Source organism: Acinetobacter sp. ANC 4910, from assembly GCF_004331035.1.
Lineage (GTDB): Bacteria > Pseudomonadota > Gammaproteobacteria > Pseudomonadales > Moraxellaceae > Acinetobacter.
Window position 1 is genome coordinate 288,329 of record NZ_SJNT01000004.1, and the last position, 16,468, is coordinate 304,796.

Sequence of the window (16,468 nt, forward strand, 5' to 3'; positions counted from 1 at the left end):
ACTATGAGCAACTCAACTTCTACCCCAAACACTGGTTTAAGCTATAAAGATGCAGGTGTCGATATTGAAGCGGGCGACGCACTTGTCGATCGAATCAAATCTGTCGCTAAGCGTACAACTCGCCCTGAAGTGATGGGCGGATTAGGTGGCTTTGGCGCACTATGTAAAATTCCTAAAGGCTATGAAGAGCCTGTTCTTGTATCTGGCACAGATGGTGTAGGTACAAAATTACGTTTAGCTTTGAACTTAAACCGTCATGACACGATTGGTCAAGACTTAGTTGCAATGTGCGTAAACGACCTTTTAGTGTGTGGTGCAGAACCTTTATTCTTCCTTGACTACTATGCAACAGGTCACTTAAATGTTGATGTTGCTGCTGATGTTGTAACAGGTATTGGTAAAGGCTGTGAGCTTGCTGGCTGTGCATTGGTTGGTGGTGAAACTGCTGAAATGCCAGGCATGTATGAAGGCGAAGATTATGACCTTGCAGGTTTCTGTGTAGGTGTAGTTGAGCAAAGCAAAATCATTGATGGCTCTAAAGTAAAAGCTGGCGATATCTTAATTGGTGTTGCATCAAGCGGTGCTCATTCAAATGGCTACTCTCTGCTTCGCAAAATCTTAGACGTGAAAAACGTAGATCTTACTCAAATTGTAGATGGTCGCCCACTTGCTGATACAGCAATGGAACCAACGCGTATTTATGTAAAACCGCTTCTAGAACTTTGCAAACAAGTTGACGTACATGCAATGGCACACATCACTGGTGGTGGTTTACCGGGTAATTTACCTCGCGTACTACCAAATGGTGCTCAAGCGATTATTAATGAATCTTCTTGGGAATGGCCAGAATTGTTCAAACTCCTTCAAAAAGAAGGTGGTGTTGAACAGTTCGAGATGTACCGTACATTTAACTGTGGCGTAGGTATGGTCATTGCTGTTGATGCAAACGATGCTGATAAAACCATTGCACTTTTAACCGAACAAGGTGAAAAAGCATGGGCTATGGGTCACATCGTAGACAATGCCGAATCTGTTGAAGGCGCTGACGAGAAAGTCCGCGTAATCTTTGCATAATGAAAATTGCTGTCCTTGTTTCAGGAAGTGGCAGTAACTTACAAGCGCTGATAGACGCCCGTCTATCAGGGCAAATTGTAGGTGTTATTTGCAACAAGCCTGAAGCGTATGCGCTAAAACGTGCTCAGCAAGCAGGCATTCAGACTGCTGTCATTGAGCACAAGCAATATCCAACTCGTGAAATATTTGATGATGCGATGCATCAACAGTTATTGGATTGGAATATTGATTTAGTAGTATTGGCAGGTTTCATGCGTATTCTGAGCGCCAAATTTGTCCATGCATGGGAAGGGAAAATGCTCAACATTCACCCTTCTCTGTTGCCTCATTACAAAGGTATGCATACGCACCAACGCGTATTAAATACTGGTGATGTCTATCATGGCTGTACAGTACACTATGTGACAGCTGAGTTAGATGCAGGTCATTCACTTGCACAAGGCGTATTGAAAGTTGGTCATCAGGATCAGGTTGAACAATTGGCGCAACGCGTGCATGAACTTGAGCACCTAATCTATCCTCAAGTCGTAGAGTGGATTTGTACAGGTGCACTGCAATATCAGAATGCCAATACTGTTCTCTATCGAAATCAACCGTTAGATGCACCGATTCAATTTTGCAAACTATAAATAAAATCGTTCAAATAAAAAATGCATCCTCGGATGCATTTTTTTGGATTCTGCTTTATTGTTGAATCAGTTTTTTTATGAATTCTACCGTAGCTTCTGGATGCTCTAATGGAAACATGTGCCCACCCTCCACTACGCTATAGGGAATACCCACTTTTTTCTTAGCAACTTGCGGAAAACCACGTTTTAAGAACTCGCTTTGATCTCCAACAACCAAATGCATCGGTACTTGCGGCTTAGACATTGGCAACCACCACCAAGACGGTGTGTTTCGAAATATCGCAACTTCCGCTACTTTTGGAATGGTCAAGGTAACTCCTCCCCGTTCCATATCTTCGGTTAAAGCATGATCTAAGTAAGCTTGAAAACACTCGGAATCAAATCTTTGATATAAGCTTTTAGGTCTGAGTATTTCACCTGCCTGCTCACGGGAATTCCAATGATCACGTCGACGACTACTTAATCCCGCAGGAGTAATTTGATCAACCCACTTTGGTTTGAATAGCTTTGCCGTATGAAACAGCAAAGATGCCTTGCCCATAATCAGTGGTGGATCGAGCATAATCACTTGCTGAAATAATTCAGGACGCTTATAAGCTGCCATCATCGTTAACACTGAACCCAGTGAATGACCAAGCCCGATCACGGGTCGCCCATGTGCTTGCCGTACAATACTGTCAGTCAGTTGATCCACCAAGCGTGGCCAATGGTTCGTGATCGGATAACGTTGATCCGTCCCAATCAAAGGTACATACACAATATCGTAGTCATCTCGAAGTAGATTAAACAGCTTCTCATAGACTTTAGATGGTACGCCATTGGCGTGCGCAAAATGGATTAATGGCTTCATTGTAGTTTTGTCGTTTGCTCAGCTTGAACCTGTTGAGAAAGTGAAGTGGCAAAACCTTGCCCGATTGAGCTTCCCATACGCCCCAGAACAGAATCCAATGGATTATATTGAACGGTATAGTCCACTGTTTTATCGATTTTCAATTCACGTTTCAAGCTATTTAGACTACCTGTACGGTCAGCAATCCCTAGCTTCACCGCTTGTTCGCCCGTCCAGAACAATCCGGAGAAAATTGCAGGATCTTGCGATTTCAATTTATTACCACGACCTTTTTTAACCGCCGCAATAAAGTGATCATGTACATTGTCTAATACGGCTTGTACATGTGCCTTCTGTGCAGTATCAACAGGTTGCGTCATTGATAAAATGGCTTTGTTCTCACCTGAAGTCATGGTGCGGTCTTCTACCCCTAATTTTTGCATGAGGCCATTCACGCCATAATTCGGCATGATTACCCCAATAGAGCCGACCAAACTCGATGGATTAACAATAATTTCATCTGCTGCTGAAGCAATATAATAAGCACCCGATGCACCCGTATCACCAATAATGGCATACAGTTTTTTATCTTTATGCTGTTGTTTTAAATATTGGATTTCTTGCCAAATTTCATCTGACTGAACAGGAGAACCCCCTGGTGAGTTGATATTTAAGACAACAGCTTTAGTATTGTTGTTCTCAAATGCTTTCTTCAAAGATTTGATGGTATCTTCGCTATTCACACTCTGTTTATCTGCGGCAATTGTGCCAATAATATCAACCACCGCAATATGTGAACCTGTAGTCGAACTGACATCTGTAGGGGCAGTGCTACAGCTTTTACCTAAAATTACCAAAATAAAGAGAAGATAAGCAAAGGTCAGTAGCTTGAAGAAAATACTCCAACGACGTGCACGGCGTTGCTCTTCAACCGAAGCTAATACAGCTTTCTCAAGAATTTTCCATTCTTTTCCAGCATGCTTTTCTAAATTTTGTTGTGTTGTTTGACTTTCGTTTTGTGGTTTAGGTGGCCAATCGGACATTTAAGATGATCCAATAATGAATAAAATTACTCTCATTATATACATGCAGACGCAATAAACTATTTAAACCCTGTATTTTCGCCTATAATAATTACTGTTTTATATTTCTTATCCCCATAATTTTTAGGCAATGACTGATAAAATTCCAAAAACAATGACTGATCGTTTACTCCAATTTGTAAGTCGACAACCTATTCAAATTTCTCGAATGATTGCCCGTTCACTCGCGGGTTTAGTGAACGTATTAAAAATTTCTAAAACATCACAAACAATTCGTCTAAATCTTGAAATTGCCTTACCCAAACTCAGTGATAGCCAGCGTGAACAGATCACTCAACAAGCCATTCGAAATGAACTCATCTCTTATTTCGAGTTCTTTAGCATTTGGGGATCTGAAAGTCAGAAAAATATTTCACGTATTCATTCAATTACTGGAGAGCAATATTTACATGATGCGCTTGTCGAACAAAAAGGCGTGGTATTAATTGTTCCACATTTTGGAACATGGGAAGTCATGAACGCTTGGCTTGCACAATTCACCCAAATGACGATTTTATACAAACCTGTCAAAAACCCATCAGCGGATAATTTTGTGCGCAGTGCACGTAGCCGAGAAAAAGCGCATCTGGTTCCGACCGATGAAACGGGTGTGCGACAAATTTTTAAAGCCTTAAAACAAGGTGGAACGACCGTTATCTTACCTGACCACACTCCCAATGTTGGTGGGGAACTTATCCCGTTGTTTGGCTTACCCTTAGAGTCTAGTAACTTAAGTGCAAAACTGATTCAAAAAACCAAAGCTAAAGCGTTGTTACTTTATACAATTCGTAATGATGCACATGGCTTTGACATGTATATAGAACGAATCTCTGATGAAATTTACCAGGGTACGGCAAATGATGGTACACGAATCATTCATCATGAAATTGAAAACCTGATTCAACGTTTTCCTGAACATTATCATTGGAGCTATAAGCGCTTTAAAGCGAATCCTGCACTACGCAATCTATATAATCTTCCTCATGAACAAGCCATGCAGCTGGTTACCGAAGTTAGACAACAGCAGACTAGCGACTCAGCCAACGCTGCTGATCACGATAAAAATGCAATTGCATTGTTTGATCCTGAGTCTGAATAAATTGAACACTGCCCTTATTGGCTGTGCTATAAAGTGGAATGTTGAGCTCCTTTAATCGCTGTTGTGTCAGCTGACTCGGATGCCCATAACGGTTATTAAATCCAGCAGAGGCAATCGCAACTTTAGGTTTCAGTTGTTGTAGAAAACCATAAGCCGAACTATTTTTACTGCCATGATGACCTAAAACCAGAACATCTACTTTTAGATCTGGATAGCCCTTTAGAATCTGATACTCTGCCTCCCATCCAGCATCCCCCATAAGTAAAAAATTGGCATAGGGTTGAGCATTTTGCACTTGAATATAGAGCACACAAGAAAGTTCATTTTGATTGTTAGGCACTTCAGTTAATTGCTGCTGTTGTGGTGATAACACCTGAATCTTAACACCATCTAATTGCCATACTTGCCCTGAATGACAATAGTGGAATTGAGATTCAGGCATTACTTGAACCTGCTCATTACTGTAAATCGTTTGAATAGGCAAACTAGAACGTAAAGAAAAATAGGCGCCGCTATGATCCTGATCTAAATGAGTCAATACCAACTGATCTAGATCAGATATGCCTCGGCTATTTAAAAAAGGACGGATGAGTTGCTGTCCTACACTAAATTTTTGCTCATCATAATGACCACCCATATCAATCATCATCTGCTGATCATGATTTTGTAAGAAAACGGCTTGCCCTTGCCCAACGTCTAGAATTTGTAATTCAAAGGGATGTTGTGATTCATCCAGTATAAAAATTGGTAAAAAGCAGACAATACTCCAACTTTTGGGCACGACTCCCCGAGGTAGAAATAAAATAATCAACCCGAGAATCAGCCCAAACATCACGGTCCAGTTCATGGCAATATTTTGTACCGTTGAACCAAATATCTGATCGCCAGTATTTAAGATTGAAAGTAAAAAAGACACACCAAGATCATTCAATTTAAATAACAGAATTCCTAATGGAGGAATAACCCACAAACACAAGGTTGCAATAATGCTTAATGGAACAACAAGGAGACTCAACCACGGTAACGCCAGCAGATTGCTGAAAGGTGCAATCCAGACCACCTGTTGAAAAAAGATCAACATTAATGGCAATAGCGCTAAAAATATTTTCCATTGCGATTCAAACAATATGCCTATATATAATTTAAGCTGTGCATAGCGCGTTAGCGTTAATTGCTCGGGCTGCTGTTGTAGGGTTTGATAAATTCTTAACAAGACTAAACAGGCGCAATAAGACAACCAAAAGGCAGCGGACAGAATACTAAATGGATCTAAAAATAGTAGAATTGCAGCACTGAGGAGGAGTACTTGCAAGGCTTGTAATTTGAATCTCAATAAAATCAATACAGCAAGAATACAACTAGTTAACAGCGTTCTTAATGCAGGAATTTCAAACCCAACAAAAGCGCTATACAGTAATACTCCCATACAAAATGGAATCGCCAATAAATAGGGTCTGGGATAATGCAAATACCAACTTGGTGCAAAACGGATAATCAACCGATGAATCATCCAACACAACATTGCTGCAAAAATCAAAACATGGGGGCCAGAAATTGCCAATAAATGACTCAGTCCCATACGTTTAAATAGTTCTTCCACTTCGGGACTTAATAAACTTTGGTCGCCCGTTAACAAAGCCAAAAGTAACCCTGAATGATGTAATGATTGCTTTTGTAATGTATTTCGCAAAGTTAATCTTTGCTGCTCAATAGCCAATAGTATTTTTGCAACCATCCGCTGCTGCTGCCTTACATAGGACATCAACCCCATAGCATAAAGCTGTTGCTCGGTTAGCTTTTCTGCGCTTTGCACTTGAAATGCAGACATGATGTTCTGCTGTAAAAACCATTTTTCTTGATCAAAAGCACCTGCAATCGCATAACTATGTGCGGGTAAAACTTTTCCATGCAATCGATAATATTGCCCCAATTCGAGCGAAGTGTCCGATGATGGATGGATATAAGCTAACCATTTCACAGGTTGCTTTCGATCATTCAGTACAACAATCTGTTGTTGAATATGGTTGGATTGAAGCTGATTCAATGATTTTACGTGCACAATCACTTCGGCAGGTTTTACAGTCAATTCACGTAAATATAGGCGCTGTGTTAACGCACTGTCTGCATATAAATAAGCCAAATTAAAACTAAGCAAGCACAACAAACTTCGCTGTATGAATTGAATCAAGTGCAAATTGAATTGTGGAAACTTAAAGAGAAGACCTTGAACAATCAGCCAAACAATTGCCAATAAAACACAAGTTTGACCTGTGAACGCCCAAACTTCCCCCATTCCTGCAATACCCAGAATCCAAGCGATCAGTACGTAATACATCATTATTTTTCATATTGTTTTTATGAGTGCCGCACATCATAAAGCCCACCGAGGTGGGCTTCAAGTACAACAGAATAATTTAAATTTTATTGAGAGTCCGCCCAAAGCCCATCTTGCATATGCAAAATAGAATCTGCCGTTTGTGCCAATTGCTCATCATGAGTCACAATTAACATTGCCATGTTAAATTCTTGACGTAAATCGCTGAGTAATTCAAAAATTTTAACCGCAGTTTTCCGATCTAAATTACCTGTAGGCTCATCCGCCATCATTAAAGCTGGTTTTGCCACCAATGCACGTGCAAGCGCGACACGTTGGCGTTCGCCACCAGACAATTCGCCTGGCTTATGCGTTAAACGATGCGATAGCCCAACACGGTTTAATAAATATTCTGCCTGTGCTTTGACATCTTTATAATTCGTCCCTTCACGCAACATTAAGGGCATCGCAACATTCTCTAAAGCCGAAAATTCAGGCAATAAATGATGAAATTGATAAACAAAACCAAGATGCTGATTCCGTAAATACCCCCGCTCTGCCTCCCCCATATGGTCGAAGCGACGATCATTGAGCCAGACTTGTCCTTCTGTTGGACGATCTAATCCACCCAATACATGCAGCAAGGTACTTTTACCCGAACCACTTGACCCAACAATTGAAATAAACTCACCAGCATGGACTTTTAAAGATAAGCCTTTAATCACTTCAACCGTTGATTTGCCATCCGTAAAATGTTTGACCACATTTTTGGCTTCTAATACCACGTTACTCATAACGTAAAGCCTCCGCAGGTTGAATTTTAGCAGCACGTAACGCTGGGTAAATCGTCGCTAAGAAACTTAAAATTAAAGAAAGACCGACAATAATCACCACATCTTGCCATCTTAAATAGGATGGTAAGTAGTTAATGAAATAGGCATCAAATAAATGTAAACCGAGTGTCGTATTCACCCAGTCAATAAAACCACTGATTCCTGTCGCCAAAATAATACCTAAAACGGCACCGGCTACAGTACCAATGACCCCAATAACGGTACCCTGCACCATAAAAATCTTAGTAATAGTGGCAGGTGAAGCACCGAGAGTTCGCAAAATCGCAATATCCGCTTTCTTGTCAGTCACCACCATCACCAGTGAAGAGACAATATTAAATGCTGCAACCAAAACAATTAGGAACAACAGCAGGCTGACCATTGCCTTTTCCATCTGAATCGCACTGAACAAATTACCATGCGTATACGTCCAATCAGAAGCGTAATAGTTACCAGGCAATTCGCGTACAATATCATTACTCACTTGTGGGGCAGCAAAAATATCATCCAGCTTTAAGCGAATCCCTTGTGCACCATCGGGTAGGCGAAGAAGCGTTGAAGCATCATTTAGTGCGATATAACCCATCATGGAGTCGACTTCCGCACCAATACTAAAAATACCGACAATTTTAAACCGCTTGAAACGTGGTACCACACCTGCTGGTGAAGGGGTCGCTTCCGGCAAGACCAAAGTAACACTATCATTCAAACCCAAGCCCAACGCATCCGTTAACTGCTTGCCTAAAACGATACCAAACTCACCTTTTTTTAATTGATCAATATTACCTTCGACCATGTGGTCTTGAATAATCGAGACTTTTTTCTCGTATTTTGGCTCAATACCTGTCACCATAAGACCAGAAACCTGACCATGGGCAGTGATCATACCCTGCAACTGCGTAAAGGGTGCAACACCTTTAACATGCTCATGCTGTTCAACTTTTTTTGCAAGTTCGGGCCAATCTGTTAAAATTTGTGTTGATGAAACAGTGGCTTGAGGTATCATGCCCAGTACACGGTTTTTCAATTCTCGGTCAAATCCATTCATCACAGATAAAACTGTAATGAGGACAGCCACACCTAATGTGAGACCGATCATTGAAACCAGAGCAATAAAAGAAATAAAGTGGTTGCTACGCCGTGCGCGAGTATATCTTAGCCCGATGTACAGCGAGATTGGTTTAAACATACCATCTAGTCCGAGGTAATACATTATGGAAAATTTACAGCATCAAAGCGCCTCAGCGGAACGTCGCGTTATGTCACGTATCGATGCTGCCTTGCGAATTAATTATCAGATTATTTCTGATGATGTTGCTCTTAATGATCCTTACGATCCAAATTTTGTCTTGCCCCGCTATTTTCTACTACTCGCAGAATTAGATCAATTTGATCTGGCATTAAACTACGAATTAGAACAATTAACTGAAAAAGATCAACAAATTGCTCGAATATTATCCTTATTCAATCAAAAATTAAACCTGATTACAGGGTCTTTATACGATGCAATTGTACAGTCCATGTTACCTGTACCCGAACATGTCAATTTTTCAGAGAGCGGATTTAGTTTTCATAGTGATCGTGAAATTCAGGAAGGTACTTATATCCATGTTACCTTAAGTCATCCTGAAAACTTCTTTCATATTGCTGCGACTGCGCAAGTGGTATATAGCCGTGATGAAGGGAAAGGAAAATACCGTACAGGTGCATATTTTATTACCCTACATCCGCAAGATCGAGTCAAACTGGCTGAATGTGTCAGCTTTGAACAATCTCACGACTAGACTCATGGACTATCTGGTTCGCTTTAATTTAAGAGCGAGTTCTTTGCTCGCTTTTAAATCTCGATAAAAATAGATAAATAAACCGAACAATAAAATACCCGCCCCCACAAAAACCATGAATGACAACATTTCCTGATTCAGTATTGCCCCAATCAACATCGCTAAAATTGGCGTCATGACGGTGGTTAATGAAATTGTGGTCGGTTGTAAGTTTTGGACCAATTTAAAATAACAAAACATTGCAATCAGGGATGCCATGATCACGGTATACAACAATGCCAACACCGATTTCATTTGTGGCATATGCGTGGGTGCATACTGCCAAATGAAAGGAATCAAACACGCTGCCGCAATACTTGAAATCAGAATCGATCCTGCTGCTTGTGCAATCGGATTAATGGGCGCATTAACTTTTTTAACCCAGAACATCGATAAAGCATAAATAAATACGCTCATCAGCATCAATAGAATACCAATCGGATGTACATGCTGCTGGCTGCCTGTAAAGCAAATAATCGCTAAACCTGACACCGAAATGGTCATGCCCATCCATTGCAGACGATGTAAATGCTGCTGAAAAGCAAAGCGACCTATCAGCCCCGCCATAATGGGAGCTAGGCCAAACATTAAGGCAATCATCCCCGATGATAAATATTGGGTCGCCATATACGTAAAAATTTGCGAACCAATAAAACTCGCGGCACCTGCGAAATAGCTTTGTAAGCTCATGCGATCAAAGGGCAGATGAACTTTAAGAACATAAACCAGTCCTAAAGCCAACGGCAATGCAATAAAAAAGCGCAACACCAAAGCCCACATTAAATGTAAATCAGAAACACTCCATACAATGGCTAAAGGCGTTGTTGCCCAAATGAATACCAATAATGCATAAGTAGACGCCAAATTGGCTTTGGATGGCATAGTCAATTCCACTTAAACGCTTGTTTTGCGCTTTTGCTTTTGAATAGTTTGATCAAGACTGCTCGAAAATTCGCGTTTATCACGCTCTGAAATTGGTGGTGGTCCGCCAGTTTGTACGCCCGCCCCTCGCAAGGTGTCCATAAAATCACGTAAATGTAAGCGTGCTTTGACATTAGCCGTCGTATAAATTTCACCCCGAGGATGAATCGCAATTCCCCCGTTCTCAATCACCTGAGCCGCCAAAGGAATATCTTGTGTCACCACAATGTCATTGGCTTGCATACGCGACACAATTTCTTGATCGGCAGCATCTGCACCACTCATCACTTGTATGGAGTTAATACGGACAGAAGGCGTAATCCCCACGTTTTGATTGGCAACAAAGGTTACTTCTAACTGATAGCGATCTGAAGCACGTAAAATGACTTCACGTAAAATTTTTGGTAATGCATCGGCATCAACCCAAAGTTTAAAAGGCAGCACAGGCATCTACGATATTAAAAAATTCCACTCAGTGTAGCAAAAAGCCAAGCATTACTCTGCTGTTCATTTTAAATATACTTGAAAAGTATAATATTATTAAAAAAGTAAATGAAAACAAATCGTTTATTTAAAATCAGGATAATCACAAATATACAACATGCTTTCCCTTCTCAGTCCAGATTCATCACTTAGTTTATATTTTTATCCTTATTTTCATTCAGATAGACTTGAAATCTTCAAATCACCCTCGATTAATAGATTAAAGCCACTGAACATTCAAAATTGTGCTTATGAAAAATCAAAACAGACCAGAAATGATCAGCATCGAAGATCAAAACTTCGGTAGCCATGTAGAGCATTGGAATCTGCTGACAGAAAATCCAACCACTGAAGTTCCCAAATGGTTAGGTCTGGCACTTGATGCACCCATTATGCCGATGGGACTTTGCCGTGAAGAATGTGATATGGATGCATCTGTATGGCTGATTCAAGGTCCGAGCAAAGAAAAAGTACAACTATGCCAAGTCATTGCAGTGGAAAACAACAAACCTAAAGCGGTTAAAACTGCTTTTCCAAGTTTTGAAAGCCCCTACAAAGTCAAAGCCTCAATTGAGCGTATTATTACCTGTGAATCCAATACTCAAGCGGTACTGCGTTTAAATTTAGGTGACAACAGCATTGTCTATGCCTTTGATAGCCTCTATAGCGTGAACCATGATCAATACCAAAAAGATCAAACGTACTTAGTCCAATTAAATGCATGGGCCTATGAATTAGAAGCAGTTTCTGAACATGAGCAACTGGTTGTAGATGATCCAGCTTCAATTAAGCACCATCGTGCCTTGAACGATATTCTTGCAGCCAATGATGGCATTGCACCAGCCAACCTACAAGAACAAATCGATGCTTGGGAACCTAAGTGTGAAGATGACAAAGCACCTGTCACAGTAGATTTCTCCAAAATGGTTGCTTATTTGTATGGCGAAAAAATGGGGCAGGAAGATGAAGCTTGGTTCCAAGGTAATATTGTTGGCAAAACCAGCCTACAATTTATGGGACAAGAATATACACTCTATGATGTCACGCTCATTCATGATGAAAACCAAGAAGCCACGCTGATTCGTATTGCGACCAAAGATGATCAATATAAACATTTTAATATTGGTCAATACATTCGTGGCAATATTTGGGTTCAAGTGAGTATTCACTCAAAAAATTAGTTTTTTCATTAAGATAGCGTTAAAAGAACGGAATACAAAGCATCATTGCTCAATGACGATCTGTATTCCGTTCTTTCGTATTTATTCTCATCAAAAGCATAGTCTCATATTTCTACTTATATTTTATCCACATTTTTTATTTTAAGATTCTTTTTTAAATTCAAATAAAGCTGAGTTATCCACAGTTTTAAATTTATTTACCTATTCATTCAAATTAAAATAAAAAGATAAATTAAAACATAGAGTTATTATAATATTCATTTAATATACGATTTATCTAATATGGATGATTTATTTAAGTTTTAAATATGACGGATTTGCGAATTAATGCCAATTAGTACTTTATTTAGTCAATTTTTTATGCTTATAATATGAACAAGCAATAGGATTTAACGATAATATAGATCGGAATGAAATATCTATGAAAATCGTACAAGAAGAAAATTTACAGCGCGTTGAAACACAACTTGAACAACGCTACCCACTTGATATGATGTCATGCATTTTTTTTATTTTTGGCATGATGTCATCGGCTTATATTCTGCACCACTTTATTCTTTAATTTTACGCTTAAAATAAAAAAACCCATCTTATTCAGATGGGTTTTTGCATATTGGGATTAACCATTACGTTTTGCGAAGTCATCCATAAAGTTAACCAATGCTTGCACCCCTTCTAAAGGAACAGCATTATAAATACTTGCACGCATGCCTCCGACAGAGCGGTGACCTGCCAAATTCAACAAGTGGTTTTCTTCAGCTTCTTTCAGGAATAACTTTTCTAAGTCAGGATTTGCCAAAGTAAATGGTACATTCATGATTGAACGGTTAGCTTCTACAATTGGATTTGCATAGAAGTCACTTGCATCAATATAGCCATAAAGTAATTGGGCTTTTTGTAGATTCACTTGATGCATGGCATCTACACCACCATTTTCAAGTAACCATTCAAATACCAAACCAGATAAATACCATGCATAAGTCGATGGGGTATTTACCATAGAATCGTTTTTAGCTTGCGCTGAGTATTTTAGCAAACTTGGAATTTCTGGCTTCGCCTGATCCAATAAATCTTCACGAATAATGACCAGTGTTAAACCTGCTGGACCAATATTTTTTTGTGCACCAGCATAAATCAAACCGAATTTAGACACATCTAACGGTGCAGATAATATGCTTGATGACAAATCAGAGACCAATGGTTTATCTGTTTCTGGAATACCCGCAAATTGCAAACCCCCAATCGTTTCATTATCTGCATAATGCACATAAGCAGCATCGGCTGATAAATTCCATTGACTTTGTGGCGTGATGGCAAGTTTGCCGTCAATTTTTGTTCCAGCTTCTACAACATGAATATCGCCATAACGTTGCGCTTCTTGCAATGCTTTTTCAGACCAAATACCTGTATGGATATAGTCAGCTTTATTATTTTTACCTAACAAGTTTAAAGGAATGGCAGAAAACTGTAATGATGCTCCACCCTGTAAAAACAAAACTTTGTAATTTTCAGGAATGTTCATGAGCTTACGTAAGTCAGCTTCTGCTTTTTCTGCAACCGCAACATAGTCTTTGCTACGGTGGCTCATTTCCATAATGGACAATCCCTTGCCATGCCAATCCAACATCTCTTGTTGAGCTTTTTCTAAAACGGCAGTAGGTAATGCAGCAGGACCAGCACAGAAATTGTACGCGCGCATGATTTTTCCTTTCAGAGGTGAAACACAATAAAATGATGGCATTTAATCATATCTTGCTCAGGCTTGCAGTAAATTATCCTGAAAATATTTCAATGCAATCGGGTATTTAAAGTCAAAACATCAATAAAGATCAGTTCTTTTTTTAGGTTGAATGGCTTTAATGAAAGATTCACCAGCCACTAAGTAACTGACTATACGCACAATTAATGCTGGAATTACCACAATTGCATGAATCAACATTGCTACCATTAAATAACAGCCAAACTCCACATAACGCCATACCTGAATTTTATTCTTTTTCGGTTCAGCAAGATGTCGTGCTTTTAAATCTTTCAATAATGTTTCACTATGTACATCAATCCAGTGACGTGTAGATTGAGCATACAAATTTTGGCTAAACACCCCACGCTGAAATGCCAACCACATTTGTTGTGGTTTTAAGAAAAAACCCGTCGAAAGTGCTATTAAATTCATGATGCCAAGTATGGGATGATTCAACATAGAACCCGTTCCTAACTCCCAAGCACTGACCTCTCCCTCACCAATTCTACCGACACTATAACCTGTTAAAATATGGTGTAAGTCATGATATTTTAGATATTTATGTCTTACTGCAATATTTGGAAGCGGTACAAGTAAGCAACCATTATAAACATGAACAGTACAAGGCTCTTGTTCGGCTTGGATCGGGGCAAAACCATTGTTTTGATAAAATAAATCTAACGCATGATGAATACTCATCTGCTCTAATTGTATTGATGCCTGCACTTGCAAATTGGGAACATATTCAGTCATTACTATTTTTATCTATGTAATTTTTTTAAAGTTTAAATTTATCGTATTATATATTTATAGAAAAATGAGTCTAGCGTGAGCAGCACTCAAAATGTAAACGCGCGCGTTTACACCAATAAAATAAACATCTGTATAATTCATTACAACGACAATGCGAGTTTGATTAATGCCACAGCGTTTTCAATTAAAATCAAGAAAATTAACGCTTAGGATGAATCCCGTTTTTCCTGGTTTTATTTGCTTATGTGCGAGTGCGTTATTTCTTCATCCAAGTTATGCAAAATCGATCAGCTATATAGAAGCTGAACAAAGCATACTGACTCAATCCTATAGCACTCAAGCTGCTCAAGCCTTACAACAATCCGCACAACTGCAAGCCGAAGCAGTGAAAGGTCTCGGACTGCCGCGTATTGATTTAAATGTTCGTGCTTATGCCTTTCATAATGCAGTGGATGTGCCGCTAAATTCCTTAAAAAACAATTTAGATAATACCCTGACTCAGGGTATAAATAATCAAATTGATCAATGGCAAAATAATAGTGGAATACCCAATGACATAACCGATACATTGAAAGATGGTGTCGGCAACGTCATTGATCGTGGCGTTGGATTAATTCCCAATGAGACGACGATCAATTTGGATGACCAAGTTATACGCCCGACCGTTTCAGTATTCATGCCTTTATATACTGGCGGACTGACCACTAACGCCAAACAAATGGCAAAAATTCAGTCCGAACGCAGCGTTATCAATAATAAACAGCAACAAGACCTTCAGCGTTTCGAAATTATTCAGGCTTATTTTAACTCGCAGCTACAAACACAATTATTAGCGGCAAGTCGTTTTAATGCTCAAGCAATGCAAAGCCATTATCGAAATGCACTGAAATTAGAACAACAAGGCTTTATAAGCAAAGGGCAACGTATGCAATTTGAAGTTGCTAAAAACAATGCTGAACGTTTAGCACAAAATGCCCAAGCCAACCTACAAGCCAGTTTATTTCAATTGAATAATCTCCTGCAAAGCAGTGAAATAACAGAATTAAGCACGCCTCTTTTTGTCAATACAGCAAAAAATCATTCTATTCATCAATTATTAACGAGTTATCCAGAACAATCCTCTCTGGTTCAAAAACTGCAAAAAGATACTGAACTTGCTGGGGTAAAAGTGAAAGCAGAATCGGCCGCCAAAAAACCGACTGTATTTGCATTCGGTGAATACGGCTTAGATGAACATCAAAATTGGATTGTTGGCGTTGCAGCTCAGTACAATTTATTTTCAGGCATCGACAAACAAAAAAATATACAAGCTGCTGAGTTACAAAGATACGCTCTACAGCTCACTACTCAGCGTACTAAACAAGAAATAGAAAATATGATTTATAAATCATATAGCGAGCTTGAAACCGCTCAACAAAGCCATGCTCTACTGCAACAAAACATGTTAGCCACACAAGAAAATTTACGCATTCAAACACTTTCTTTCAAAGAAGATATGGGCACAGCCACTCAAGTGATCGATGCTCAAAATGCCATGACCGCGTTGAAATCTGAAATGGCACTGAATGCGTATAAATACGTCATGTCATTAGCCACTTTACTACAAAGCCATGGTTCGATTGCTGAGTTTCAAAGCTACGTAAATCAAAAAAATACGCAATTTATTCGTTAACTTTAATGGGGAAACCACATGCATCAAGATCAAT

General features: G+C 39.4%; 16 protein-coding genes. 7 read left to right on the top strand and 9 right to left on the bottom strand.

The window, feature by feature from the left end:
- Positions 1-3 precede the first annotated feature (3 nt).
- Both purM and purN read left to right on the top strand, forming a co-directional pair.
- Positions 4-1,074, top strand: coding sequence for a phosphoribosylformylglycinamidine cyclo-ligase (purM, locus tag E0H82_RS06185; RefSeq protein ID WP_116759343.1), 1,071 nt, complete (start codon positions 4-6; stop codon positions 1,072-1,074).
- Positions 1,071-1,703, top strand: a complete 633-nt coding sequence (gene purN, locus E0H82_RS06190; RefSeq protein WP_131263834.1) for a phosphoribosylglycinamide formyltransferase — start codon at positions 1,071-1,073, stop codon at positions 1,701-1,703. Before purM ends, purN begins: the two co-directional genes overlap by 4 nt.
- A gap of 55 nt (positions 1,704-1,758) precedes the next feature.
- Here purN and E0H82_RS06195 read toward each other — a convergent pair whose 3' ends face one another.
- Together E0H82_RS06195 and sppA are read right to left on the bottom strand one after the other, a co-directional pair.
- Positions 1,759-2,553 carry an alpha/beta fold hydrolase gene (locus E0H82_RS06195; RefSeq protein ID WP_131263835.1) on the bottom strand — a complete coding sequence of 265 codons (795 nt, stop codon included), beginning with the start codon at positions 2,551-2,553 and terminating at the stop codon, positions 1,759-1,761.
- A complete protein-coding gene (gene sppA / locus E0H82_RS06200; protein ID WP_131263836.1) occupies positions 2,550-3,575 on the bottom strand; it encodes a signal peptide peptidase SppA in 1,026 nt (341 codons plus the stop codon). The genes E0H82_RS06195 and sppA overlap by 4 nt, the downstream gene beginning before the upstream one ends.
- A gap of 130 nt (positions 3,576-3,705) precedes the next feature.
- Here sppA and E0H82_RS06205 point away from each other — a divergent pair, with 130 nt between their 5' ends.
- Positions 3,706-4,713 (top strand): lysophospholipid acyltransferase family protein, encoded by a 1,008-nt coding sequence (locus E0H82_RS06205; protein WP_131263837.1) that lies wholly within the window; start codon positions 3,706-3,708, stop codon positions 4,711-4,713.
- Here the strand turns inward: E0H82_RS06205 and E0H82_RS06210 are convergent.
- The 3 genes from E0H82_RS06210 to E0H82_RS06220 all read right to left on the bottom strand — a co-directional run bounded on the left by E0H82_RS06210 (position 4,643) and on the right by E0H82_RS06220 (position 9,049).
- Positions 4,643-7,051: a DNA internalization-related competence protein ComEC/Rec2 gene (locus E0H82_RS06210; protein ID WP_131263838.1), complete on the bottom strand. Its 2,409-nt coding sequence runs from the start codon at positions 7,049-7,051 to the stop codon at positions 4,643-4,645. The genes E0H82_RS06205 and E0H82_RS06210 overlap by 71 nt on opposite strands.
- Positions 7,052-7,134: 83 nt before the next feature.
- A complete protein-coding gene (gene lolD, locus E0H82_RS06215) occupies positions 7,135-7,821 on the bottom strand; it encodes a lipoprotein-releasing ABC transporter ATP-binding protein LolD (protein ID WP_131263839.1) in 687 nt (228 codons plus the stop codon).
- Entirely contained in the window at positions 7,814-9,049 is a 1,236-nt protein-coding gene (locus E0H82_RS06220) for a lipoprotein-releasing ABC transporter permease subunit (protein ID WP_131263840.1), read from the bottom strand. Before E0H82_RS06220 ends, lolD begins: the two co-directional genes overlap by 8 nt.
- 25 nt (positions 9,050-9,074) lie before the next feature.
- Between E0H82_RS06220 and E0H82_RS06225 the strand changes: the two genes are divergently transcribed.
- Positions 9,075-9,644, top strand: coding sequence for a PilZ domain-containing protein (locus E0H82_RS06225; protein ID WP_131263841.1), 570 nt, complete (start codon positions 9,075-9,077; stop codon positions 9,642-9,644).
- 9 nt (positions 9,645-9,653) lie between these two features.
- Here E0H82_RS06225 and E0H82_RS06230 read toward each other — a convergent pair whose 3' ends face one another.
- Positions 9,654-10,565 carry a DMT family transporter gene (locus tag E0H82_RS06230; RefSeq protein WP_131263842.1) on the bottom strand — a complete coding sequence of 304 codons (912 nt, stop codon included), beginning with the start codon at positions 10,563-10,565 and terminating at the stop codon, positions 9,654-9,656.
- 12 nt (positions 10,566-10,577) lie between these two features.
- On the bottom strand, positions 10,578-11,054 hold the full coding sequence (locus E0H82_RS06235; RefSeq protein ID WP_171304933.1) for a YaiI/YqxD family protein: 477 nt from the start codon (positions 11,052-11,054) through the stop codon (positions 10,578-10,580).
- 284 nt (positions 11,055-11,338) lie between these two features.
- On the opposite strand from E0H82_RS06235, the gene E0H82_RS06240 reads away from it, so the two are divergent.
- Together E0H82_RS06240 and E0H82_RS16530 are read left to right on the top strand one after the other, a co-directional pair.
- The gene (locus E0H82_RS06240) at positions 11,339-12,268 is read left to right on the top strand and encodes a hypothetical protein (RefSeq protein WP_116759362.1); all 930 of its coding nucleotides are present in this window, start codon (positions 11,339-11,341) and stop codon (positions 12,266-12,268) included.
- 421 nt (positions 12,269-12,689) lie between these two features.
- Positions 12,690-12,830, top strand: coding sequence for a hypothetical protein (locus tag E0H82_RS16530; protein WP_165492926.1), 141 nt, complete (start codon positions 12,690-12,692; stop codon positions 12,828-12,830).
- A 57-nt stretch (positions 12,831-12,887) separates the two neighbouring features.
- Here the strand turns inward: E0H82_RS16530 and serC are convergent, their stop codons facing one another.
- Together serC and E0H82_RS06250 are read right to left on the bottom strand one after the other, a co-directional pair.
- Positions 12,888-13,967 carry a 3-phosphoserine/phosphohydroxythreonine transaminase gene (serC, locus tag E0H82_RS06245; protein WP_131263843.1) on the bottom strand — a complete coding sequence of 360 codons (1,080 nt, stop codon included), beginning with the start codon at positions 13,965-13,967 and terminating at the stop codon, positions 12,888-12,890.
- A gap of 120 nt (positions 13,968-14,087) precedes the next feature.
- Complete coding sequence (locus tag E0H82_RS06250; RefSeq protein WP_131263844.1) at positions 14,088-14,762, bottom strand: hypothetical protein; 675 nt, start codon at positions 14,760-14,762, stop codon at positions 14,088-14,090.
- A 211-nt stretch (positions 14,763-14,973) separates the two neighbouring features.
- On the opposite strand from E0H82_RS06250, the gene E0H82_RS06255 reads away from it, so the two are divergent.
- Positions 14,974-16,434, top strand: a complete 1,461-nt coding sequence (locus E0H82_RS06255; RefSeq protein ID WP_228258631.1) for a TolC family protein — start codon at positions 14,974-14,976, stop codon at positions 16,432-16,434.
- The last annotated feature ends 34 nt before the right edge of the window (positions 16,435-16,468 follow it).